This window comes from Sulfitobacter maritimus (assembly GCF_013346665.1).
GTDB lineage: Bacteria > Pseudomonadota > Alphaproteobacteria > Rhodobacterales > Rhodobacteraceae > Sulfitobacter > Sulfitobacter maritimus.
On record NZ_JABVBB010000020.1, the window covers coordinates 1 to 22,448 of the forward strand.

Annotated in this window: 20 protein-coding genes and 2 pseudogenes; 9 read left to right on the forward strand and 13 right to left on the reverse strand. The window is 58.6% G+C overall.

All coding sequences use genetic code 11. The features are described from left to right. Positions 1 to 38: 38 nt before the first annotated feature. From HTT03_RS01645 to HTT03_RS01665, 5 genes are all read right to left on the reverse strand, one after another. Positions 39 to 1,168, reverse strand: a protein-coding gene (locus HTT03_RS01645) for an IS3 family transposase (RefSeq protein WP_174858008.1) whose coding sequence is annotated in 2 segments (ribosomal slippage) — positions 39 to 925 and positions 925 to 1,168 — 1,131 coding nt in all. Because the reading frame shifts where the segments join, the coding sequence is not laid out codon by codon here. 388 nt (positions 1,169 to 1,556) lie between these two features. Further along, a complete protein-coding gene (locus tag HTT03_RS01650; protein WP_174858144.1) occupies positions 1,557 to 2,249 on the reverse strand; it encodes an HAD family hydrolase in 693 nt (230 codons plus the stop codon). Positions 2,250 to 2,261: 12 nt separating this feature from the next. Then, positions 2,262 to 3,926: an ABC transporter permease subunit gene (locus HTT03_RS01655; protein ID WP_174858145.1), complete on the reverse strand. Its 1,665-nt coding sequence runs from the start codon at positions 3,924 to 3,926 to the stop codon at positions 2,262 to 2,264. 11 nt (positions 3,927 to 3,937) lie between these two features. Next, the gene (locus tag HTT03_RS01660) at positions 3,938 to 4,978 is read right to left on the reverse strand and encodes an ABC transporter ATP-binding protein (protein WP_174858146.1); all 1,041 of its coding nucleotides are present in this window, start codon (positions 4,976 to 4,978) and stop codon (positions 3,938 to 3,940) included. A 97-nt stretch (positions 4,979 to 5,075) separates the two neighbouring features. Further along, positions 5,076 to 6,074 (reverse strand): ABC transporter substrate-binding protein, encoded by a 999-nt coding sequence (locus HTT03_RS01665; protein ID WP_174858147.1) that lies wholly within the window; start codon positions 6,072 to 6,074, stop codon positions 5,076 to 5,078. A 191-nt stretch (positions 6,075 to 6,265) separates the two neighbouring features. On the opposite strand from HTT03_RS01665, the gene HTT03_RS01670 reads away from it, so the two are divergent. The 3 genes and pseudogenes from HTT03_RS01670 to HTT03_RS18950 form a co-directional block, all read left to right on the forward strand. Next, entirely contained in the window at positions 6,266 to 7,039 is a 774-nt protein-coding gene (locus tag HTT03_RS01670) for a DeoR/GlpR family DNA-binding transcription regulator (protein WP_174858148.1), read from the forward strand. 59 nt (positions 7,040 to 7,098) lie between these two features. Then, positions 7,099 to 7,338: pseudogene (locus tag HTT03_RS01675) on the forward strand (ATP-binding protein); the annotation flags it as partial. Positions 7,339 to 7,428: 90 nt separating this feature from the next. Beyond that, positions 7,429 to 7,704 (forward strand): annotated as a pseudogene (locus tag HTT03_RS18950) (IS30 family transposase); the annotation flags it as partial. A gap of 117 nt (positions 7,705 to 7,821) precedes the next feature. Here HTT03_RS18950 and HTT03_RS01680 read toward each other — a convergent pair. The 8 genes from HTT03_RS01680 to HTT03_RS01715 are packed head-to-tail and all read right to left on the reverse strand — an operon-like array spanning position 7,822 to position 16,127. Continuing rightward, a complete protein-coding gene (locus HTT03_RS01680) occupies positions 7,822 to 8,547 on the reverse strand; it encodes an SDR family NAD(P)-dependent oxidoreductase (RefSeq protein WP_174858149.1) in 726 nt (241 codons plus the stop codon). Then, the gene (locus HTT03_RS01685; protein ID WP_174858150.1) at positions 8,544 to 9,326 is read right to left on the reverse strand and encodes a cyclase family protein; all 783 of its coding nucleotides are present in this window, start codon (positions 9,324 to 9,326) and stop codon (positions 8,544 to 8,546) included. The genes HTT03_RS01680 and HTT03_RS01685 overlap by 4 nt, the downstream gene beginning before the upstream one ends. Continuing rightward, positions 9,323 to 10,570, reverse strand: a complete 1,248-nt coding sequence (locus HTT03_RS01690; protein ID WP_174858151.1) for an SDR family NAD(P)-dependent oxidoreductase — start codon at positions 10,568 to 10,570, stop codon at positions 9,323 to 9,325. Before HTT03_RS01690 ends, HTT03_RS01685 begins: the two co-directional genes overlap by 4 nt. Then, entirely contained in the window at positions 10,567 to 11,736 is a 1,170-nt protein-coding gene (locus HTT03_RS01695; RefSeq protein WP_174858152.1) for a thiolase family protein, read from the reverse strand. The genes HTT03_RS01690 and HTT03_RS01695 overlap by 4 nt, the downstream gene beginning before the upstream one ends. After that, a complete protein-coding gene (locus HTT03_RS01700) occupies positions 11,733 to 13,358 on the reverse strand; it encodes an AMP-binding protein (RefSeq protein ID WP_174858153.1) in 1,626 nt (541 codons plus the stop codon). Before HTT03_RS01700 ends, HTT03_RS01695 begins: the two co-directional genes overlap by 4 nt. After that, positions 13,355 to 13,834 (reverse strand): aromatic-ring-hydroxylating dioxygenase subunit beta, encoded by a 480-nt coding sequence (locus tag HTT03_RS01705; RefSeq protein ID WP_174858154.1) that lies wholly within the window; start codon positions 13,832 to 13,834, stop codon positions 13,355 to 13,357. The genes HTT03_RS01700 and HTT03_RS01705 overlap by 4 nt, the downstream gene beginning before the upstream one ends. Continuing rightward, positions 13,831 to 15,165 (reverse strand): aromatic ring-hydroxylating dioxygenase subunit alpha, encoded by a 1,335-nt coding sequence (locus tag HTT03_RS01710; protein WP_174858155.1) that lies wholly within the window; start codon positions 15,163 to 15,165, stop codon positions 13,831 to 13,833. Before HTT03_RS01710 ends, HTT03_RS01705 begins: the two co-directional genes overlap by 4 nt. Positions 15,166 to 15,176: 11 nt before the next feature. Then, complete coding sequence (locus HTT03_RS01715) at positions 15,177 to 16,127, reverse strand: PDR/VanB family oxidoreductase (RefSeq protein WP_174858156.1); 951 nt, start codon at positions 16,125 to 16,127, stop codon at positions 15,177 to 15,179. Between the two features lie 137 nt (positions 16,128 to 16,264). Here HTT03_RS01715 and HTT03_RS01720 point away from each other — a divergent pair, with 137 nt between their 5' ends. From HTT03_RS01720 to HTT03_RS01745, 6 genes are all read left to right on the forward strand, one after another. Then, positions 16,265 to 16,759: a MarR family transcriptional regulator gene (locus tag HTT03_RS01720; protein WP_174858157.1), complete on the forward strand. Its 495-nt coding sequence runs from the start codon at positions 16,265 to 16,267 to the stop codon at positions 16,757 to 16,759. 137 nt (positions 16,760 to 16,896) lie between these two features. Then, positions 16,897 to 17,916: a TRAP transporter substrate-binding protein gene (locus HTT03_RS01725; protein WP_174858158.1), complete on the forward strand. Its 1,020-nt coding sequence runs from the start codon at positions 16,897 to 16,899 to the stop codon at positions 17,914 to 17,916. Positions 17,917 to 17,967: 51 nt separating this feature from the next. Further along, positions 17,968 to 18,471, forward strand: a complete 504-nt coding sequence (locus HTT03_RS01730) for a TRAP transporter small permease (RefSeq protein ID WP_174858159.1) — start codon at positions 17,968 to 17,970, stop codon at positions 18,469 to 18,471. Further along, entirely contained in the window at positions 18,468 to 19,781 is a 1,314-nt protein-coding gene (locus HTT03_RS01735) for a TRAP transporter large permease (protein ID WP_174858160.1), read from the forward strand. The genes HTT03_RS01730 and HTT03_RS01735 overlap by 4 nt, the downstream gene beginning before the upstream one ends. A gap of 138 nt (positions 19,782 to 19,919) precedes the next feature. Further along, positions 19,920 to 20,864 (forward strand): helix-turn-helix domain-containing protein, encoded by a 945-nt coding sequence (locus HTT03_RS01740; RefSeq protein WP_174858161.1) that lies wholly within the window; start codon positions 19,920 to 19,922, stop codon positions 20,862 to 20,864. Positions 20,865 to 20,962: 98 nt separating this feature from the next. Beyond that, positions 20,963 to 22,381 (forward strand): aldehyde dehydrogenase family protein, encoded by a 1,419-nt coding sequence (locus tag HTT03_RS01745; RefSeq protein ID WP_174858162.1) that lies wholly within the window; start codon positions 20,963 to 20,965, stop codon positions 22,379 to 22,381. Positions 22,382 to 22,448: the final 67 nt, after the last annotated feature.

Below are 22,448 nucleotides of genomic sequence, written 5' to 3' on the forward strand. Positions count from 1 at the left end.
TGGACCTGTCCCGCTTTCGTGCCGCCCCAAGTGCTCGTTTAAGCCACTTTCCGTTCGAAGGCGACGGGGCTTTTCCAGCCCAGTGCTGAGTGGCGTCGCCGTGGGTTGTAGAAGCCGTTGATGTATTCAAAGATCGCCATCTCAGCTTGCCGCCGTGTTTCCCATGACCTGCGCCAAATGAGTTCAGCTTTGATGGTTTTGAAGAAGGTCTCGACGACAGCATTGTCGTAACAATTGCCCTTGCCAGACATCGACACCTTGAAGCCTTGCTGGCGCAGAAGTTTCTGGTAGTCGTGCGAACAATATTGCGACCCGCGATCCGTATGGTGGATGCAGCTCTTGGGCGGTGCCCTGAACGCAATTGCCATCTTCAAAGCCCGTATTGCCAAGTCTCGTTTCATACGGTTGCTGACCGCCCAGCCGATCACGCGCCTTGAATGCAGGTCGAGGATGACAGCCAAATACAGCCATCCCTCACGCGTCCAGACATAGCTGATGTCACCGGCCCATTTCTGGTTCGGTTGGTCAGCCATAAAATCCCGGTCCAGCAGGTTTGGCGCAATATTGAACTTGTGATCACTGTCTGTCGTCACCTTGTGTTTACGGGTTCGCACCACGGATATGCCGTTCTGGCGCATCAAACGACCCACACGGCGGTGACCGATATTCAGGCCGATCTCCTTCAGTTCTTCTGTCATGCGCGGCCTGCCATAGCTGCCCAGGCTGAGACGGGATTGTTCTTTGATGTGCGCCAAGGTGACCAGATCAGACCGCTGTCTGCGGCTGGCAGGACGGCTTCGGAATGCTCGCAAACCGCGCGAACTGACACCGACAACGTGACACAAGCGGTTCACGGGGAAGTGGCTCCGGTGTTCCTCGACAAACCTAAATCTCATTGCTTTAGGCCCGCAAAGAACTGGGTGGCCTTTTTTAGGATTTCCCTCTCCTCCTTGAGAAGACGGTTCTCGCGCCGAAGTCGCTCATTCTCTTGGGCGAGGCTCAAATCCTCTTTCGACACCACGTCTGTGCCTCGGTGCGCGGTGATCCATTTGTTAAGCGTCGACATGCCAACACCCAGATCGTCAGCCACCTGCTTGCGCGTCAGCCCACTCGTCAGTGCGATACGCACCGCATCCTGGCGGAATTCGTCCGTCCGTTTCAGTCCCATAGTTCATCTCCTTTGTTGCAGTAAATGCTATCAAAGGAGCGGCATCAAACTGCGACAGGTCCAATGTGAATGCCCCCTATGATGACGCCTATGACGTCCTCCGACCATCCGGGAAACCTACATCGCCCCAACCCGGCCTCACCTAGACAAGGCAACTGTCCCATCAAAAATGACGCCCCGCTCGAGGAGGATATCTTGGACCTCCCGGCACGCGGATAGCGACAACACCAGCGCACCGCCAGCAGGATGATCTCGCGCGGAAACCTGTGCTACTTGAACGGGTTATGCCGGATCATCACATACTCGTCGGCTTGGAGCTACCATGTCTTTGACATTCCGACGGTTAATGCAACGGCCCTTCTCAGAGCGCCCGGCATCTAAATGAACTTTATAGAAAGCGACCAAGATAGCTGATATCCGGCAAGATGTCCGTAGCCATCGGGGAGAGATCTTGCTCACTACCAGTACCGCTTAGGACGCCAATTACCCGACCCGCGCCGCTGTCACTTCCGAGTTGCAGATCTTGGATATTGTCCCCCACCATCGCCACCTCATGTGGTGCCAGACCCAGCTCGCCGGCAAAGGCCAACAGAGCTGCGGGGTCCGGCTTATGTCCGTGGCCGGAGTCGTATCCGGCTATGAAGACGAAATTCTCAGCCAGTCCGGCGTGATCCAAAAACACCTTAATCGCCGCTGCGCTATCGCTGCTGGCGACCCCCATGACGTAGCCCTGCGCCGAAAGCGATCTGATCACCTCAGCGCCCCCGGGGATCGGCACGGCGTTTTGCATGGCGGCTGTGAATATCTCGTCGATACAGGCAATCAACACATCGCGGCTCCAGTCCACCCCATGCGCGATCCAAGCCTCAGCGATCTCGGCAGAGTTGCCTGCCGCGAAAAGCCCTCCAGCTTCGGCGCGGCCGGTCTCAGGATCGGCGTCGGCCGACATGAGCAACTCTCTGGCCAGATCAGCATCGCCCCGCGCCGCTGTAGTCGCGGCCTTAAGATTCACCTCGGTCCAGGTGGCGTGGTAATCCAGCAAAGTGCCGTCCTTATCAAAAAGGATCGCCTTAATTGTCATGAGTGCATCGCCTTATCGAATGAGAGTAACGCCACGCGCCCCGGCAGCCCAAAGCACCGTGCGCACGAGCAGCAGCATCAATATCACAATGCCCATGATGCAGACAGAAAAGGCCGCCGCTTGGTTGGTCGCGCCGCGGTCGGCCAATTGCAGGACCGAAACCGCGGCAACCTGCGTTTGGGGGGTGATGAGGAAGATCACCGCCGACAGCGACACCATCGCACGCATAAAGAAGAACACCCCAACACCAAGCAGCGTGGGCCAAAGCAACGGCAGGGTCACCTTGAACAAAGTGCGCAACGCGCTGCCACCCAGCATGGTAGACGCCTCGTCAAAGGTGCTGCTGATCTGTTTGAGACTGGTGGCGGTGATCAGGTAGCCCTGCGCATGGTTGTAGTAGATATAGAGCAGGATGATCAGTGGGAAGGTCCCGTACAGGAAGTTTAGCGGGTTCGAAAGACTGTTGAACGCCAGCACATAGCCCAGCCCCAGTACCATGCCGGGGATCGAGGCTGGCAAGGTCGCAAGGAAGGAGATCGGCCCGCTGAGCGGCGTGCGGAATTTCAGCGTCACAATCGACGCTGCAAAAACCGCGATCACCCCGAAAAACGCAGTCGCCATGGCCACGCCGATCGAATTCCACAAAGGCGCCGTGCCGTTTTGCACGTCAAAGCGGTAATGCTGCAATGTGAAGCTCATATTATAGGGCCAGAGTTTGACCAGACTGGCAAAGACCACGATCAGCGGGACCGACAAAAAGACCCCGACAATCAGCCCCGCATAGGTGCCAAACAACCAATCCCGCTTGCGGTTCGGGCGGATTTGAAGCGCGACCGATTTGTCGGTCACCTGAGAGTGTTGCTTCTTGGAAATCCGCTCAACGATCAGTTTGGAGAGGGCCGCAGGGACCAACAGGATAACCCCGATCACCGCGCCGAGATGAAATTGGGCCTGCCCGATTACCTTGCTGTAAATCTCGGTCGCCAGCACATCGAAGTTGCCCCCGATCACGATGGCATTGCCGAAATCGGTGATCGACAGGGAGAAGGCGACAAAAAGCGCCGCGGCAATCCCGAACTTGGTCGAGGCCAGCGTCACCGTGCGAAATATCTTGAAAGGCCGCGCGCCCATGACGATGGCCCCTTCATAAAGCCGGGCATCCGCCACCGCGAGCGCGGCGGAGAGGATCAGGAACGCATAGGGGAAAGTATAAAGCGTATTGGCAATCGCAACGCCCCAGAAACCGTAGATCTCAATGTCGAAGCCCAGAAACCGGTTGAAGATACCATTGCGGCCTAGAAGAAAGATCAGCCCCTGTGCTTGGATCAATGAGGGCGCAAACAGCGGCAGCATAACCACCATGCGCAGCGCGGATTTCCAGACGACATGCGTGCGTTGCAACGCATAGGCGTAGAAATAGGCCAGCGTCACGGCGCAGAAGGCGGAGAGCCCCGATACGGCGAGACTGTTGACCACAAGCTCCCATATGCGTGGATCACTGAGTGCCGCAACATAGTTACCAAGCCCATACCCGGCGCCCGTGTCAAAGCTCCGCCATAGGATGGCAATGACCGGGACGACGAAAAACACCGCCAATGCCAGAAGGACGAGGACCGAGAGGCCGAGCGAGATCGTGGTGTCGCCCATCTTCGGCAAACGGCGACGCGGGGGAGCCATAACATCAGCCATTAGCGCAGCACCAAAAGCGCATTAGCCGGGAAATTGGCCAGCAGTTGGTCGCCCCGTCGAGGTGTCTGGGCCAACCCGTTCATTTCTACCTGAAGCAGTTGATCCGGCGCGCCATTTGGGCGCAGTTCGACATGTTGAAGATTGCCCATGAAACGGGTGTTCGTCACCGTGCAGGCCAAGCTGTTTTCGGCCCCTGCCGGCTCATCGCTCAAGGTTATTGCCTCAGGCCTCAGGCCGAGCGTCGTGGCCCCGTTGAGCGGCCCTTCGATGTGCAGCTCCTGCATTCCGAACTGCGCTCTGCCGGCTGCATTGGCACTGATGTCGAGCAAGTTGATCGCGCCGATAAAATCCGCCACGAAACGGGTCTGCGGATGCGCATAAAGATCACGCGGCGCGCCTACTTGTTCGATCTGCCCATCGCGCAGGACGACGATCTGATCAGCCATCTCAAGCGCTTCGTTCTGATCATGGGTAACCATGATTGTGGTGATGCCGAATTTCTGCTGGATGCTGCGGATTTCACTGCGCAGCTCGGCGCGGACTTTTGCGTCGAGTGCTGAGAGCGGTTCATCCAGCAGCAAAAGGGAGGGTTCTGGCGCCAGTGCACGCGCGATAGCGATACGCTGCTGTTGCCCACCCGACATCTGTTCGGGCAGTTTGCCGGCCTGATCGCGCAGATGGACAAGATCAAGCATCTCTTCCGCCCGCGCCCGGCGCCGCCCCCGGCTCCAGCCGCGACACTCAAGCCCATATTGCACATTGCGCAGGGCGGTCAGGTTGGGGAAAAGCGAATAGGATTGAAACACGACGCCGAAATTGCGCTCAGACGGTGGCGTGTCTGACAGGTCATCCTCCCCCAGAAGGATCTGGCCTTCCTCCGCAGTCTCCAACCCCGCGATGACCCGCAGCAGGGTGGTTTTCCCACAGCCTGAGGGGCCCAGAAAACAGGTCAGGCTGCCTGCCGGAATGGTCAGCGACAGATCACTCAACGCGGTGACATGGCCATATCGTTTGGTAGTATTCTTAACGTCGAGATCCATGGATCGCCTTTTGGTCTGTAAGAAAATAACGCCCCCGACCTTGGATCGGTCAGGGGCGGTCTCGGCCCGAGGAGTGCTTAGGCCGAGGGCAAAGCCATCAGTTCTCGTAGCGCTTCTGCCATTCTTCGATAATCGCCGTGCGGTCGTCGGCAGCCGCTTTGAAATCCGTGGGGTGCAAAACGTCAGAGGTGTCTTTCGGCAAGCCCGCATCAAGGAATTGCTGTGGCTTCTCACCCCCCGGCATGGTCACGATCGCTTTCCACTTACCATAGGCTGTGGCGGCTTCTGGGGTGATCGTCCAATCGAGGAACCGCTTCGCGTCTTCCTTATTGTCCGAGCTTGCGACCAGCGCGTTGGCCTCCAACTCGTTACCGGACCCTTCGGAAGGGATCACCATCGTGATCGGGTAGCCTTCGGCGATGTTCTTGATCGCACGCATGTCATAGGACGCGCCGACGATATACTCGCCCGCCGATGCTGCGTGACAAGGCTTGGAACCGGATTTGATGTATTGCGCGACATTCTCATCGAGATCGTCCAAAAGTGCCCAACCATCTTCTTCGCCCATCATCTGAAGGATCGAACTAATCTGAATATAGCCGGTGCCAGAGGAGGCTGGGTTCGGCATAACCACTTCACCCTTGAAGGCGGGATCGGTCAGATCGGCCCAAGAGGTCGGCATCTCGAGACCCTTGTCTTTCAGGCGTTCATTGTTCACGCAAAAGGCCGCCATATAGCCGGTCACAGCGAACCATTTGTCGTCTGCCGATTTAAAAGCCGCCGGGATGCCTTCGATGCCTTCAGGCGCATAGGGCTCAAGGGTCTTTTCGATCTCAGGGTTCACGATGGTCGAGGCGGCAAAACCCCAGATCACGTCATGCTGTGGGTTGCCCTGCTCTGCGATGATCCGCGCGGCCAGATCGCCTGTCGACAGGCGCAGCATGTTCATTTCGACATCTGGCATCGCCTCCCGCGCCAGATCGAGAAATGCAGCGGCTTCATCTTCTTCATAGGAGGTGTAAATTGTGATCTCACCCGCATAGGCCTGCGTGGTCAGCATCAAGGCTGCGGTGATACTTGCGGTTTGAAATTTCATGATATGTCCCCTCTGTTTTTGTTCATGTTCTTACAAGCAACCTACAAAATGTCAGATCATTTACAAGATAAATGTTAAATATCTTCCAAAGTTCTGGATTGGCATTGGTCTTTCGGTATAGCATAGGGCCGTGATACAACTGCCGGCCCACCGTGCGGGTGACGCAAAATTATTAGATCGGGCGATCCTTGATGTCATTGGGACCGGACAAGAAAGACAAACGCCGCGCCGCGTTGATGAGCATTGCCGAAGAGCGCGGCTATATCACGCTGGCTGAGGCTGCCGAGGCTCTGGGCGTGTCTGCCCAGACCATTCGTCGCGATATGAATGAGCTGGAAAAGCTTGGGCGGGTCAAGCGCACACATGGCGGCATCACCTTTACCGGTGCCTTGGACCAGCGCGCATGGCGGCAGCGGCAACGCAGCCAAACGGCCGAGAAAAAGAGCATCGCCGAGCGGATTGCAAGTATCGTCACCGACGGCGCGACCATTTTTTTGGACATCGGCACCACCTGCGAGGAAGTCGCTCTTGCGCTTTTGGCGCGACGCAACCTCAAGATCGTGACCTACAGCATCCGCAGTGCGGCGGTTTTCGACGACCGCGAGGATTTCACCGTGGCCATCCCCGGCGGGATCGTGAGACATATCGACGGGGCGATTTTAGGTGCGGGCGGTGATGACTTCATCTCTCAGTTCAGTTTCGATTATGCCATCATCGCGGTGAGCGGCATCGACATGCAGGGCAGGCTTCGCGATGATGACGAATTCGAGGTCCTGCGTGTCCGCACGGCGATTGCCCATGCGCGTCAGACCCTGCTGGCGCTGACCACCGACAAGATTGGCACCGGCGGTCTAGTGAAACTCTGCGACCTGAGCGAGATTGATGTCGTGGTCGCTAACGATGAGCTGCCAGAGCCGCTTGCTGATTTGGTTCTGGCAAAGAACGTCGAGCTCGTTTCCCTGTAAGCTTTCGCGCGAGCTCCCTTTGAACGATCCACTGGAGGGCCTTCCTCTTTCTTCAGGAAATATCTGACGAACTCGGCTATCTCCCCTTCGCACAGACCGGCGGCCAGCTGCTGTTCCACCTCGCCAGTCGCCTTTACGGGCGTACGTCCATCATCGTAACGACTAACCTCGACTTCGGTGAGTGGCCATTGGTCTTCGGAGACGCCAAGATGACGACAGCGCTACTCGATCACCTTACCCACCAATGCGACATCTTCAAAACTGGCAACGAAAGTGGGCACTTCAAGTGCCGCGAATGACCTGAACCTGGATACGGATGCGTTGTATGAAGGCTACACCGCATCGGGCAAGCTACCCGAGCACTTCGATGAGGGGCATGATTGCCCGCCGATCCACAAATTGACTTCGTCAGTTGGCCACATCTCCTGGCTGGGAACGGAACACTGACGTAGTTCTGCCGCGCCTCCAGTCCTTGGCAGAAAGGCACAGTCGGGAAGTAACTGACGTTTTCGAAGGTGGCTGCTCGCAAACCCGACCTTCGACAATGCACAGATTACAACATGAAGGTGATCTTTGATCGCCTCAGCAACACGCCGCGTAAGAGTTTCGGATGGAAGGCGCCAACCGAGGTCTTCCGCGAAAAGATCTTAGAGGAAATGCGATGACGCCATACCTTGAGCTCGACAGGTCGCGGTTCAGGTATCGCTCATAAGGAGCCCGACCGAGGTCTTCTGTAGGAAATAGTCCCGTAAAATCTAGTACAACTATGATCGCTACACGACTTACAGCGTCAGCGTTCCGATGCTTGATCCCCCACATACGAATAGCGTCTGGCCCGTAACGAAGCTGTTGGCAGGATCGCAAAAAAACAAAAATGCGTTAGTCACATCCTGAACCTGTCCTAGACGTCCTACGGGGATGCGCTTGGCAAGTTCCGCTTCACGAGCGCTCTCTTTTGGGATGATGCCCCAGAAGTTATCCGTCTGTACTGGGCCGGGGGCGACCACGTTGACGGTGATCCCATGCGGTGCCAGTTCCAGCGCCCAGGTTCGCGCCATGCCGATCATTCCTGCTTTCGATGCGGAATAAGCCGTGCGCGTTGGCGCACCCAACGCCGCACGGGAGGCGTTGAACATGACCCGACCGAAGCTGCGTTCTTTCATGGCAGGCAAGAAGGCTTGGAGCAAGGATAGGGCGGAGCCGAGGTGCAGTTGTGCAAGGCCGGTGATGTCTTCAGGCTTGGCCTCTTCGATCAGATTGGGCCAGATCAGCCCGGCGTTATGCACCAGATGGGTGACCTCATAACGCGCCGCAATATCGGCACCGACTGCGGAGACGGACGCGGGGTCCAGCAAATCCGCCTCGATATGCTCACACCCCTCTGCCTCCCACTGCGGCTTGCCCCGTGCGATGGAGACCACGCGATAGCCGCGCTCTAACAATCGCTGCGCCAGATCGGCGCCGATGCCTTTGCTGCCTCCGGTGATGACGGCGGTATAATCACTCATGTCTTATCTCCCGGTATCAGGGCGAGCACGCGCAAGGGGCTGCCTGTCCCGCCTTTGATCTTGAGAGGTGGGGCAATCAGGATGGCACCGGTAGGCGGAAGGTGGTTGAGGTTGCACAGACATTGCAGCCCGTATTTGCCCGCCCCGTGCAGCAGGTAATGGGCGGGAAAAGGTGGGTCGTAATGCATCCCCTGCCCGGCATCCGTGCCAACGGTTTCCGTACCAAAGCCACGGATTTTGCGCTCTAGCAGCAAGTTGATTGCAGCGGGGGTCGGACCGGGGGAATGCGCGCCATCCTCGCGCATGTTGAGGTAATCCGCCCCGCGGCGCTTCGACCAATCGGTCCGCATTAGGACCCAAGCGTTAGCGGGGATCGTGCCATGTGCCTCCTCCCACGCAAGGATGATCTCTGGCGTCAACTCGAAATCATCGTCATGACTGGCGCCTTCAGAGCAATCGATCACCACCACCGGGCCGATAAAAGCCTCCGGCGGGATTTCGTCTACCGCGCCATTTGCGACGTCCTTGCCCGATACCCAGTGGATCGGCGCGTCGAAATGGGTTCCGGTGTGTTCGTTCAGCGTCAGATTGTGCCATTTCCACGCGGGGCCGCGATGGTCATAGGCCGAAACCTCCTCCATCCGAAATCGCGCGCATTGCCCGAACTCCGGTGGTAAAACGATAACTGGGAAATCGGGGTCAAGCCGGTGGGTCAGATCGACCACTTTAGCCGCACCGCTCGCCAGCGCGCCGGCCAGTGCCGTAATTGCATCGCTCATGCCCCGCCTCCCCTGCTTTCGCGTTCCATTAGCGCTGGATTATCCAGCCAACGCGTCAGCGTATCTTTCGCCACGTCGCCGCAAGCGACCTCTTCAAGCCCATCGACCAGCCCGCTTATCACAGTTCGCGCGAACGCGCGGGGTGAGACTTTGGGCGGCGGCAAAGGCTGATGCCATTCGTCGTCAATCGGCCCGGTATAGACATTCATCACCCGCAGCCCCGATCCGGCAAACTCCGCCCGCAGCGTTTGGCTAAGCGACCGTGCTGCGGCTTGCGATGCGTCAAACCCGCCAAAGCCCGTATCAGGTGCCAGCGCGCCGACCGACAGCAGGTTCACCCAAGCCGCCGCCGCATTGACCCCATCCGCCGTCCGGGAGGCCATCGCCGGCCCAAAGCTCTGCGCCAATCGCATTAGACCGAGCGCATTGGTCTCCATCCCCTCCCGCGCAAAGACCGTATCGCCGCCCATCACGCCGCCGGGGCGGATGAATTGCGCAGTGTTGATCAGGATGTCGACCTTGCCGCCGATCTCAGCCGCGAGACGCGCAACGGAAGTGGTATCGGTCACATCAAGCGGCATGAGATTGACGTTCTCAATCCCTTCGAATGTCGCGCGACCTTCCCACCGCCGCCATTCTTCCGGCTCACCCAGAAAGACGGTCGCGGCGCCCGCCTTCAACAGCGCCTGCGCGAGCGGCAAGGCAAGAGGCGACCGCGCATCGGTGATCAGCACCCGGCGGTGTTTCGGATCGCATGACATTTCGCGCATCATCGGATCGTCCTGCACCCACTCACTCCCCTGTTCCGGCAGCGCCACCATGACCCCCTGCCCGGCTTTGTCCAACTTCAACGCCAAGCGGACCTGGTTGCCGCGCCCCACCTCGCCATGTAGATGGCAGACCGCGACAGGCCCGGCTGCGAGTTGCACCGTGCCAATGCGCCACGGCACCCGCTCACGGAAATAAGGGTCGGGCGAGACGCGGATGGTTGTTTCGGCGAGCACTTCGCCTGCGCGATCTGTCTCGCGCCAATCCAGCGCGACCGAGAGGCATCTGCAACAGGCGTCGCGCGGTGGATATTGCACCGCGCCACAGTCGGCGCAGTGTTGCAAGGCGAACTGCCCCCGACCTGCGGCAATCGCCAACCCAAGAGCGGCCCGCGACCGTTGTGCGGGCGGAAGCGTGGGGACCGTGCTGCGCTTTTGCGGGTTTTTCTTTTGCGGCGGTGTCAAAGGCTCTGTCATGCGCCGCCCCCCTCAATAATCGCTGCGGCAGAGCAGACGCCTCGGTCATAATTGATCATGCCAAAGCCCGAGACCAGCGCCCGCGTCGCGCCCCGAACCTGCGTGCCTTCGGCTTGCCCGGTCACTTGCCGGATCGCCTCAACCAGTCCAAGATAGCCACCCGCCGCCCCGGCTTGGCCCACCGACAACTGTCCGCCCGATGTGTTGTGTGGGAAGTCACCGCTGATCGTCAGATTCCGCTCACGAACAAAGGCTGCACCATCACCCTTGGCGCAAAAGCCAAGGTCTTCGAACTGCATCATCGAAATCACCGGGTAGTCGTCATAGGTTTGCAGCAGATCGATTGCTTCCGGTCCATGACCCGCCATCGCGTAAAGCTCGTCAATATCCATACCCCAGCCGCCGCGCAGTTGCATCGGGTCTTCCGGGTAGGCGTTGTGCCGTTCGATCGTGCCGCTGATCCGGGCGAAAGGCAGGTCGCGCCGCAGGGCTTCATCCTCGCGCATGACCAAAAAGGCCTCGGCCCCGGCGCAGGGCATCACGCAGTCGAACAGCGCAATGGGGTCGGAGATCATTCGCGCGTCGAGATACTGAGCAAGACTAAGCGGGGTCTTCATCAACGCAATTGGGTAGTGCAGTGCATTGTCCCGTTGGGCCACGGCGATCCGGCCAAAATCCTCGCGTGTGGCACCAAATTCCTGCATATAGCGATCCATCAGCAGAGCAAAACTCGCGTTTGGTCCGCCGAAACCGTAGGGGAATGTCGCGTCCATCGAGAAGCGTGAAAACCCGCTGAGTAGTGTTCGGAAGCTATCAATCCGGTTCGCGTCACCCGCTACACAGGCTACGACATCCACATCTCCCGCCTGCACAGCCCGCGCAGCGCGGCGCAGGGCGATGACCCCGCTCGCCCCGCCCGTCGGCACGGTATCAAGCCAACGCGGACTGAGGCCGAGATGCTGGGTCAACCCCACAGGTGTATCAGGTGCGAGCGAAAAGCTAGAGACTGAGAACCCGTCCAATTCCCCCGGCGCGATCCCGGCCTTGCCCAACATCGCACGCAGGGCCCGGGCGATCCACCAATGCGCGGTCTCATTGCTGTAACGGACATAGGGCACCGAGGTAGGTGCCGCCAGGACCACACCGTCATAGCTTTGATGCCTCATGCCGCCGTCCGTTTCTTCATCCCGCGCATGTCCTGCGTTGCGGGATCGTCGAGCAAGTCGGCGGCCTGCGTTTTCAACACGCCGCGTTGAAGTTTTTGGGTTGCGGTAAGCGGCAGCGCATCGACAAAAGCGATAAAACCGGGGGCTTTGTAATAGGCGAGTTGGGTTAGGCACCATTGGGTGATTTCATGGGCCAAGGTGGCAGGATCGGCGTCTGTGTCCTTGGCAACGATACAGGCGAAAACCTCATCCCCGCGCAGCGCATCTGGCACCGCTGCCACGGCCGCACTCGCGACGGCCGGGTGCCGCATCAAGGTCGATTCCACCTCAACCGCAGCGATGTTCTCACCCGAACGGCGGATGACATTCTTCTTGCGGTCGACGAAGAACATGGCCCCGTCAGGCGCACGCCGCACGATGTCCCCGGTGTGGAACCAGCCGTCCGCCCAAGCTTCACCAGTAGCCTCGGCGTTCTTGAAATAACCAGCAAAAAAACCTCGTCGGGGGTCGGCCCCACTGCGGCGGACCAGCAATTCCCCCTGATCGGCCTCTTGCCCGGCGTCATCGACCAGCCGCACCTCCAACCCCACTTCGGGCGCACCAAGACAGCTTTCGCCCACCCGGCGCGGCTCACGGTTGGCGCAGATCACAGCCCCCGCACCCGTCTCCGTCATCGCCCAAGCCTCCACCAGCGGAAAGCCGAAACGCGCTTCAAATGCCGCATGTAGTTTCGGATCAACCCCGGCGCCAAAACCGAAACGCACGCTGTGCTCTCGGTCCTTCGCGCTTTCATCAGCCCCCATCAGCATAGAGGGCATTACGCCGAGATAGTGCAGACAAGTCGCTTTAGACGCCCGTACCGAGGCCCACCACGTGCGCGGATGGAAGCGGTCAAGTGCGGTGAGACACCCGCCTACGGCGATCATCGCCATGAAGGAATAGGCCATCGCATTCATGTGAAAGATTGGCAGCGGGGTGATCATGCGCTCGCCCTTCGTCGACAATGCGCAAAGCCCTCCTGTGTCCGCGTACCACCGCCCGGCGTCGAGAAAATAGGTGTTGGTCAGGATACAGCCCTTTGGCTGGCCCGTGGTGCCTGAGGTGTAGAGCAATGCCGCTTCGGCATCTGCCACACCGCCGTTCCGCCGAGCAATTGCATCGGACGTGACAGGTGCGGGCAGCGGATCGTCCGGCGAAATCACCGGCATTTCACGCCCAACTTCCTGCGCTGCCGCGCGTAGACCTCCCGCCCGAGAGGGGATCGCGACCGCTAAGACCGGCTCGGCGTGGTCGATCATGTAGCTGAGCTCCGCGGCACGCAAATCCGGGTTCACCGGCACAACCGACAAACCTTGTCCATTCAACGCCAGCCACCAAAGGAAGAAGGCCGGGCGGTTCTCCATCAGCAGCATGACCCGCTGACCGGGTAAATAGCCTGCCTGCGCGATCCCTGCGCGTAAAGCCGCAACCTCACGCACTGCATCGGCATAGGACATCTCCCCCGCCGCGATACCGTAGATCTCCGCCGTTTCCGGCAGCACATTCAGGAATGCCCGATCCGGGTGGTGCGCAGCGGTATCGTCAAAAGCTGCATAGACCGTAGCGGTTTCGGGCGCGATCATGGCAGCAACTGGATGTTACGGAAGGCCGCGTCGCAATTGACGATGTCGACCCTCTTGTTTGCGATCCTCAGCGCCCCATCGACCAGCGCCAAATCGTGCCGCGCGGTGACGGCAAGCAGTTGCTGTTCGTCCAGACGAGTCTCAACGTAGTGCATGAAAGTGGTCGTTACAAAACGCCCTGCCTCCATGTCCATCTGGTCGACATAGGGACGCTGGATCACATGATGGCACCGGCTTTTAGGCTTTTGGCTAAAGGTCCGTGCTCCGTTCAACCGCTCGACCCTAAGCTTCAGCATGAACATATCCTCATACATCAGCGAGGTCTCGTTGATCGGGTCTTTTTGCTGATAGTCCAGCGGCATCCAATAGTGTCCATCGGGCAGCCAGAGGTTCAGCCACTCGGTAAAGCGCCCCTCGTCCAACATGCGTACTTCGTCATAGATGAAATCGATCAGGCTTTCGCGTGTAACAGTCATTCCGCAGCCTCCGCCTTGTGGCCCATTGTCATGAATTTGACCCAAGCGTGAAACTGGTTGCGCATCTGACGTTCGGTGGTGCCGTTCTCGACCGCCTCGACCTCGAAATCCTCGTCTTCATCAATCAACCGCTGGATGTTCACCCATTCCAAACCGTCGACCATCAGCCCTTCTTGCGCACGCTCATACATCTCAAGGTCGTCGTGTCCCACGATGGAGGTCGGCGCGTTGATCATGCGGTTGTACATTGCCGTGCGGGCGGTCAACTCGTCCGGTGCGTCAACCAGACGGTAGATATAGCTCTCCACCACCGTGCGGTCCGCCGCGATAGGGATGAACACCCGCAGTTGCTGTATCGGTCCCTTGATCATGATGTTCGGGAAATAAACGGTGTTGTGCCGGTTCTCGTCCAAGATCGCTTTGGCTTTTTCTTCTCCATAGCTGTCGCAGAGTGCTTCGAAATAGCCGGGAATGGCAGAATAATCTGAGTGAATAGAATGATTTACCCCTGTATGCCCATGGCCGTTGGGCCACGTGCGGATACCCATGCCTTCGAAGAATTCATAAGGCGACATGAAGGGGGCGATGATCTCCATCGCAGGCGGCTTCGGCGCATCCTCCGGCAGGCCCATCTCTTCGTAAAGTTTCACTGCCGTGCCGGCCGAGCTCTCATGTGCCACCATCGGGTGGCAGGTATCGGTCTGATTTTCGACCAGCATCTTCCAGTTGCAGTGATGCAGGTAGCGCAGCGGTGGTCCGACGACTTCGAGCCGCCCAGCAGGGGACCGGTCCACCATATTGTCGAGCGAGGTCAGGCTATCGCCAAAGAACTCCTCAAAGCTCATCCCCTCTTCGGCCAGCCGCGCAAAAATGAAACCGCGGTAGTTCTTTACATCGCCAACACTGCGCATCCCCTTGCCGCTGTCGGTCTCTTCCAGCCCGGTGTTCTGGTAGCCCTTCTTGAGCGGGATCGCCAAAAGACAGCCATCGGTTTTAAAGCTCCACGCGTGATAGGGGCAGCGGAAGAACTTGCCCGTGTTGCCCTGCCGATCGATGACGATTTTGGTGCCTTTGTGGGGGCAACGGTTCAGCAGCACATGGATGTCGCCCGTCGAATGGCGCACCTGAATGACGGGCTGGGTGCCGATATGTGTGCTGAAGTAATCGCCCTTGTTTGGTGTCTGGCTTTCGTGGCCGACAAAGACCCAAGCATTGGCAAAGAGATGCTTCATCTCCTGCTGAAAGACCTCTTGGTCCGTGTAGATGTCGCGGTGGACCTGATGTGGCTGCACGAGGGCGGCCAATGCCGCCGGGCTGTCGTAACGTCCCATGAAATCCTCCCTCAAATGTCTAGGACTAGGCGCGGTGATTTGGCGCGGCTCACGCAGATCTGCATGACGTTCCCAGCCGCGCGTTCGGCTTCTGACAATACCACGTCACGGTGATCCGGCGTCCCGCTGATGACATCGCATTGACAGATGCCACAGTCGCCGCGCTGGCAATCGTACATGACGTCGACGCCTCCAGCCTCCAGCACGTCGATGATGGATTGGCCGGGGGGAATGGTGAACACCTCGCCGCTCGAAGCCAGTTCGACCTCAAAGGCGCTGTCGCCCTCTTGCTCTTGCGGCGCGTCAAAAAGTTCAAAGTGAATCCGGTTGGCGGCAATCCCGGCTGCTTCGGCTTTTGCTTTGGCCGCGTCAATAAGCCCCTTAGGGCCGCAAACATAGAGATGCGCTCCCGGTGTCAAATCTGCAATCACCGCATCGAGGTTTAACGAACTGGCGTCGTCATCACAGTGCAGATGCAGACTGTCGCCAAAGGCTTCTTGCAGAACCTCACGGTAGGCCATCAGCCTAGCACTACGGCCCGAATAGTGGAACTTAAACGTTTGCCCCGCGTCCTTTAGACAGGTTGCCATAGAGATCATTGGCGTGATCCCAATCCCCCCGGCGAGCAGCACCGCGGGCGCATCCGGCGTCAGGGGGAAATCGTTTTTTGGTTCGGCGCAGGTGATCTTAGCCCCCGGTTTTAGCCCGTGCATATGGGTCGAGCCGCCCTTGCCTTCGGGCTCACGCTGCACGGCAATACGGTATTCTTCAGGGTGTTCCGGGATCGGCTCAAAGGCGATCAGCGAATAGGCCCGCGTGTCCCCGTCTGGCAGATCGAACAGCACATGCGCCCCGGCCTCCCAAACGGGCAAAGCAGCACCGTCCGCGGCAGCAATGCGAAATTCGCTGATGCGCTCGGTCAGCGCTGTGACCTCGCGCACGATGGCGTTAATCTTCGACATGTGAACTCCTCCCGTGACAAACAATATGATTTTTCATATAGTTTCGGTCAAGGGTTTTCTTGCCAAGCGTGCGTTCGGCCGCCATTTAAGAATACCGGGGTGCACGGTTGCCCCCAAACGTCAAAGGGTTAAGCGGCGTGACGCAGCAGACAACCAAAGCAAAACGCGTAGAGGGTACTGGGCAAGCACCGGGCTTTGTCTCGGACTACCTGCTCTATTTGCTAGCCGCCGCCAGCGACGCGGCCAGCGCGCAATTTCACACCAAGGTGCGCAAGGCGGGGCTTCGCGTGCCAGAATGGCGCGTGCTGGCCTGCCTTGCCGATACGGACGGAGCGATGATTACGCAGCTTGCGCGAAGAGCACTGGCCGAACAATCCCGTCTCACCCGCATTATTGGCCAGATGGAAGACCGGGGATTGCTGATTCGTCGCAGCGACCCTGCGGATGGCCGACGGGTACGCGTTTACCTAACCGATGCTGGCCGCGCGCTCACCGCAGAACTTGTGCCGCAAGCGCAGAAGCACGAAGCTGCTTTGATGGAAATGTTGCAGGGAAACGTAGGGGCGCAGTTAAAGCCCGCGCTTAAATCGCTCTTGGCCGTGCTTGAAGCGCAAGAGGATTGGCAAGGCTGAACCCCCGCGTACAGCCCTTCGAAAAAGTGGTTCCAATCGTGCTTTAAATGTGGATACATGAAAAAGCATATACTTGGCGAGACGGGTTTGGGAGAACCCTGCCAAGGCATATCGAACGATATGGGGAGGAGCCCACGATGACCAAATTCACCAAATTTCTAGCCACTTCTGCGCTCGCGCTTTGCACCGCCACCGGTGCTTTTGCCGCTGAGACACTGACCATTTCCACCTGGCTGCCGCCAAGCCACCCGGTGAACACTGGCATGTTCACGCAGCTTACCGACATGATGTCAGAGGCCAGCGATGGGCTGATCGAAACCGAGTTGAAAACCGGACTGGCCCCGCCGCCTGCGCAGATGGACCTGCTGCTCGACGGCGCTGCTGATATCGCCATTCTGTTCCATGGCTATACGCCTGGGCGTTTCGTGGGCACCAAACTGGTCGAAATCCCCGGCTACGAAGGCAACGCCGAGGCCGCGTCCGTTGCGCATTGGCGCGTGCATGAGGCGATGCTGTCTGAGTTGGACGAGCACCGTGGTGTCAAAGTCATCGCATTGACCACCCACGGCCCCGGCCAGATCCATTCAAACAAGGCAGTTAACAACCTTGACGACCTGCAAGGACTAAAAACCCGGCTTGGCGGCGGTGTCTCGGCTGATGTGGGTGCTGAACTGGGCCTTGTCGGCATTCAGGTGCCTGCGCCAAAGGTTTACGAGACCCTCGATTCTGGTGCTGCCGATGCCGTGGCGATGAACATGGGCGAACGGATTAGCTTCAAGCTTAACGAAGTGGCCAAGAATGTCTATGAAATGCCCGGCGGTTTTTACCGCGGCTCTTTCTCCGTCATCATGAGCCAAGAGACCTTCGACAGCCTGCCCGAAGACGTGCAACAAAAGCTCGATAACGAGGTCTTTGGCGAAACCGCAAGCCGCATGATGGGCGCGGTTTGGGATCAGAGCGACGTTGATGCACGCGAGGCGACGGAAGCCGCTGGCGACAACAAAATCGTCACGGCCTCGGAAGAGGATCAAGCCCGTTTCGCGGACATGGCCGCTAAAGTGCGCGACAAGGTGATCGCTGAATTGGACGAAGCTGGCATCGACGGTCAAGCCGCCTATGAGATGATGCGCGAAGAAATGGCGAACGCCAGCCAGTAACCCATAGGGGCCGGGGGCGTCCTGCCTTCGGCCCTAACACAGGGAACCGCCATGCGTCCTTTGATCCGCCTCACCTCCACTCTTTCTGCTCTGCCAATGGCAATGGCCTCGCTCGCGCTTTTTGCGCTGATGGTGCTGACTTTTGCCGATGTTATCATGCGCTCCGTCTTCAACGCCCCGATTGAAGCAGCTACTGAATTGATCCGCATTGGCATTGCACTGATTGTCTTCTCTGCCTTGCCGGTCCTTTCGGGACGCGAAGGACATATCGCTGCCGACCTCTTGGATCATTCCTTTGCGAAGTGGCGTTTGCAGCGTTGGCGGGACGGGCTGGTGACCTTGGCTTGCGGGGTGATGCTGTGGTTTCCGGCGGGTCGCGTGGTTGATCTCGCCTACCGAGCGCTGAGCTATGGCGACGTGACCGAATATCTCGAAATTCCGACCTTCTACATCGGCATGTTTATCGCAGTGATGACCTATCTCACGGCTGTGGTGCTGATCCTGCGCGGGCTTTTGCGCCTGTTTGCGCCGCAACTTCTGGACCCTGCCCCATGATCGCATCCGCCATCGGCTTCGCTGCCGTTTTCGCCCTCGTTTTGCTGCGCTTGCCGATTGCCTTCGCGATGGGCCTCGTGGGCATGATTGGACTGGTTTACGAGACCAGCTACCGCGCCTCGATCTCGATGGTTTCGCGGCTCATTATCGACACCAGTCAAGACTACGGCCTATCAGTCATCCCTCTGTTCATCTTGATGGGGCTTTTCGTCAACAAAGGCGGCATCAGTCGCGAACTCTACCAAGTCTCCAACGCGTTCCTGGGCCACTTCCGAGGCGGCTTGGCGATGGCCACCATTGTCGCCTGCGGCGGTTTTGCGGCGATCTGCGGCTCCTCTCTGGCGACAGCGGCGACCATGTCGAAAGTCGCCATGCCTGAGATGCGCAAATATGGCTATGCCGATAGCCTCTCCACCGCTTCCATCGCGGCTGGTGGTACGCTTGGCATCCTAATCCCGCCTTCAGTGATCCTTGTAATCTATGGCCTTTTGACCGAGACCTCTATCGGAGCGCTTTTCATTGCAGGCATCGTACCCGGCGCGCTTGGCATTCTGCTCTACCTCTGCGCGGTGCGATTTTCAGTGGCAATGAACCCCGACGCTGGCCCGGCTGGCCCGCGTGCCACATGGGGCGAGCGGCTACGGGCGCTGAACCACGTCTGGTCGGTTCTGGCGCTGTTCGCATTGGTCATTGGCGGGCTTTATGGCGTCCTAGACTTCTGGCCAATCCACCTCGCTTTCTCTCCGACTGAGGCAGCGGGCATGGGCGCAGCTGGTGCCTTTCTCATCGCCTGGGCGCGCGGCGGGCTAAGTTGGCCTGGGCTACGGGAGGTGCTGGAGGAAACCACACTTACTTCGGCCTCACTCTTCTCGGTTCTGATCGGCGCGTGGATCTTCTCCAACTTCGTGAACCTCGCAGGGCTGCCTGAAGGGCTGCTGGCAACGGTCACTGCGCTGGAGCTCGGCCCTTGGGTCGTCATGGGGCTGATCCTCGTGATCTATATTGCGCTCGGCTGCATCTTTGAAAGCATGTCGATGCTGCTGTTGACGGTGCCTATCTTCTTCCCATTGGTGACAAGCCTTGGCTTTGACCCGGTTTGGTTCGGCATCATCGTCGTTGTCGTGACCGAGATCAGCCTGATCACCCCACCGGTGGGGCTTAATGTTTTCGTGCTTAAGGGTGTTGTTGGCGATGTCTCGACCGGTACCATTTTCCGCGGGGTTACGCCCTTTTGGTTGGTCGATATCCTGCGCCTGATCCTGCTGCTGATATTCCCTGCGCTGGTCCTTTTCTTGCCGGGCCAGATGTAGGGCCAAGCGCTGCGCTTACGACTGGACCCGGCAAAGACGGTAAAAGATGCGTATACAGCAAGTTCGGTCCGGGATGAACGGGCGCCCCGTTGGTTTGGTAGCGCTAGGATTCTGCCTGTTGATGAGGAGGGATTGAACATGAAAGCACTAAGCCGGATCACAACTGAGGCCATCCCTATCGAAGTTTTGCGTGAAGACATTTCGCAAATTTGTGGGGCCTTCCAGATAGAACCAGCGCGACGTGGTGGCCCCTCGCACGGGCTGGCACGCCAGCGCATGATGGGCGGGTTGGAGACGGCGCTCATTTCGCTCGATGTAGAGAAAGTCACCCGCACACAGGCCTGTATCCGGCGCGATCCGGGGGAGCATTTTTTTCTGCTGGTTCAAGATGTCGGGCACTGCGTCGTGCATCAAAACGCGACGTCGACTTTGTTGCGGCCGGGCGACATGTTCATCGTTGATGCAACGCAGCCGTCGCAATTCGTGTATGATGGACAGTTGGCGCACCAAATCTCAGTTCATCTTCCGCGGGATGAGATGATTGGACGTTTTGGTGATGTCTGCAATGGCGGCATGGCGATTGACCGCCAAGACCCCCTATGGATGGCGCTTCGCGCGGTGCTGGTGAAGATGTTGCATTGTCAAACCGAGATCGGTTTGCAGCTTAGCGAGACGCTTTATGGGTTAATGGGTGCCTATTTTCACGAGCGGCGCAGTCAAGACGCTGATCCACGCAGCCAAGTCATTGAACGCGCTTTGCAACTGATAGGCCAACATTACCGAAATCCAGATTTTGGACCCAGCACACTTGCCGAACAGCTGGGCATCTCGCTGCGCAGTTTGCAGCGCTATTTTAAGCCTTTCGGTGAAACCCCCGGACAGCGCCTGTTGCACCTGCGACTGACACAGGCGCGCACGGAACTGGCAACGCGCAAACTTCGCACGGCTTCTATCACTGACTGTGCCTATGCTTGCGGCTTCAGTGACCTATCGCATTTTTACCGCGCCTTCAGACAGCGGTATGGCATGACGCCGGGCGACGTCGCCGAACGTGCTCAAGATGGTGGCGCGATCCTCCAATAACACTGTCGCGTTTGCCCAAGATGCCACCGATGGAATGCCTAAACTCAGGCAGAGGAGGCGTCTCGGCGTGATGCCGGAACGTGATAGCGGAGGACATCATGAAAGATACAATCGATAGCATTGGCCTGATTGTCGACGGGCAAAGGATTAGCACAGACGCGCGGTACGCAGTGGCCAATCCTGGCACCGGTGGCCAGGCAGGAACCGCCCCCGATGCCGGTAAAGCAGAATTGGATCGCGCGGTCGCCGCAGCCAAGGCGGCTTTTCCAAGCTGGTCTGCGAAGTCGGACGAAGAGCGTGCGGCAGTGTGCAACGCCGTTGCAGATAAGATCGAAGCCCATGCCGAGGAACTTGCGCAACTGATCACCGCCGAACAAGGAAAACCCTTGGGCGGCATTGGGTCGCGATGGGAGTTGGGTGGCGCCGTCGCTTGGGCGCGTTATACGGCGGGGCTGTCTCTTCCGATAGAGGTGCTGCAGGATACGCCCGAAGGCCGGGTCGAGATGTACCGCAAACCTTTGGGGGTTGTCGGATCGATCACCCCGTGGAACTTTCCAGTGTTGATCGCCGTGTGGCACATCCTACCCGCACTGCGCAGCGGCAACACGGTAGTGAGCAAACCCTCCCCAATGACGCCGCTCGCGTCCCTGCGCATGGTTGAGATCATGAACGAAGTCTTGCCCGCAGGCGTGGTGAATTCAGTAAGCGCTGCCGATGGCGCGTTCAACATGGGCGCGGCCATGTCAGCGCATGAGGATATTGCAAAGATCGTCTTCACCGGGTCCTGCGGGACGGGTCAAAAGGTCATGCAATCCAGCGCCGAGACGATGAAACGCCTGACCCTAGAGATGGGCGGAAATGATGCCGGCATTGTGCTGCCTGATGCCGATCCGCAAGGGATTGCCGAGAACCTGTTCTGGGGCGCGTTCATCAACAACGGACAGACCTGCGCTGCAATGAAGCGGCTCTATGTTCATGATGACATCCACGACGCGGTTTGTAGCGCGCTGGTCGCCTATGCGCGCAACATTAAAGCCGGCGAGGGCACGCAAGAAGGTAGCATGCTCGGCCCCGTTCAAAACCAGATGCAGTTCGATAAGCTTTCGCGTTTGGTTGACCAAGCTAAAGACCATGGACAAGTGCTGCTCGGTGGCGCGCCGGGTGAAGGGTTGTTCTATCCGCCCACAATCATCGCGGGCATGAGCGCAGATGACCCTTTGGTCTATGAAGAACAATTCGGCCCCGCACTGCCGATCATCCGCTACACTGATCTGGAAGACGCGCTCGCACAGGCCAATGCGCTGGACGTGGGTCTCGGCGGCTCCGTCTGGTCGGCGGACAAAGAGGCCGCCAAGGAGGTGGCGAAACGGATGGAGTGTGGCTCGGTCTGGATCAACAGCCACGGTATGATCCAGCCCAATGCGCCATTTGGAGGGGTGAAAAAATCCGGCTTTGGCGTCGAATTCGGCGAAGAGGGATTGAAAGAATACACCGATATTCAGGTGATTTTCGCCTGAGGCTGGGAGGCAACGGTGGTCATCCGGTGTCCGCTGCGGCGGGCACCTTCATAGCAACATGAAGGGA

What these genes read in the sequence shown, in the direction of transcription:
- HTT03_RS01705 (WP_174858154.1), bottom strand. Translation starts at nt 13,834, where the DNA reads ATGACTGTTACACGCGAAAGCCTGATCGATTTCATCTATGACGAAGTA.
- HTT03_RS01660 (WP_174858146.1), bottom strand. Translation starts at nt 4,978, where the DNA reads ATGGATCTCGACGTTAAGAATACTACCAAACGATATGGCCATGTCACC.
- HTT03_RS01710 (WP_174858155.1), bottom strand. Translation starts at nt 15,165, where the DNA reads ATGGGACGTTACGACAGCCCGGCGGCATTGGCCGCCCTCGTGCAGCCA.
- HTT03_RS01670 (WP_174858148.1), top strand. Translation starts at nt 6,266, where the DNA reads ATGTCATTGGGACCGGACAAGAAAGACAAACGCCGCGCCGCGTTGATG.
- HTT03_RS01695 (WP_174858152.1), bottom strand. Translation starts at nt 11,736, where the DNA reads ATGAGGCATCAAAGCTATGACGGTGTGGTCCTGGCGGCACCTACCTCG.
- HTT03_RS01715 (WP_174858156.1), bottom strand. Translation starts at nt 16,127, where the DNA reads ATGTCGAAGATTAACGCCATCGTGCGCGAGGTCACAGCGCTGACCGAG.
- HTT03_RS01650 (WP_174858144.1), bottom strand. Translation starts at nt 2,249, where the DNA reads ATGACAATTAAGGCGATCCTTTTTGATAAGGACGGCACTTTGCTGGAT.
- HTT03_RS01690 (WP_174858151.1), bottom strand. Translation starts at nt 10,570, where the DNA reads ATGACAGAGCCTTTGACACCGCCGCAAAAGAAAAACCCGCAAAAGCGC.
- HTT03_RS01745 (WP_174858162.1), top strand. Translation starts at nt 20,963, where the DNA reads ATGAAAGATACAATCGATAGCATTGGCCTGATTGTCGACGGGCAAAGG.
- HTT03_RS01730 (WP_174858159.1), top strand. Translation starts at nt 17,968, where the DNA reads ATGCGTCCTTTGATCCGCCTCACCTCCACTCTTTCTGCTCTGCCAATG.
- HTT03_RS01725 (WP_174858158.1), top strand. Translation starts at nt 16,897, where the DNA reads ATGACCAAATTCACCAAATTTCTAGCCACTTCTGCGCTCGCGCTTTGC.
- HTT03_RS01665 (WP_174858147.1), bottom strand. Translation starts at nt 6,074, where the DNA reads ATGAAATTTCAAACCGCAAGTATCACCGCAGCCTTGATGCTGACCACG.
- HTT03_RS01740 (WP_174858161.1), top strand. Translation starts at nt 19,920, where the DNA reads ATGAAAGCACTAAGCCGGATCACAACTGAGGCCATCCCTATCGAAGTT.
- HTT03_RS01655 (WP_174858145.1), bottom strand. Translation starts at nt 3,926, where the DNA reads ATGGCTCCCCCGCGTCGCCGTTTGCCGAAGATGGGCGACACCACGATC.
- HTT03_RS01685 (WP_174858150.1), bottom strand. Translation starts at nt 9,326, where the DNA reads ATGAGCGATGCAATTACGGCACTGGCCGGCGCGCTGGCGAGCGGTGCG.
- HTT03_RS01735 (WP_174858160.1), top strand. Translation starts at nt 18,468, where the DNA reads ATGATCGCATCCGCCATCGGCTTCGCTGCCGTTTTCGCCCTCGTTTTG.
- HTT03_RS01680 (WP_174858149.1), bottom strand. Translation starts at nt 8,547, where the DNA reads ATGAGTGATTATACCGCCGTCATCACCGGAGGCAGCAAAGGCATCGGC.
- HTT03_RS01700 (WP_174858153.1), bottom strand. Translation starts at nt 13,358, where the DNA reads ATGATCGCGCCCGAAACCGCTACGGTCTATGCAGCTTTTGACGATACC.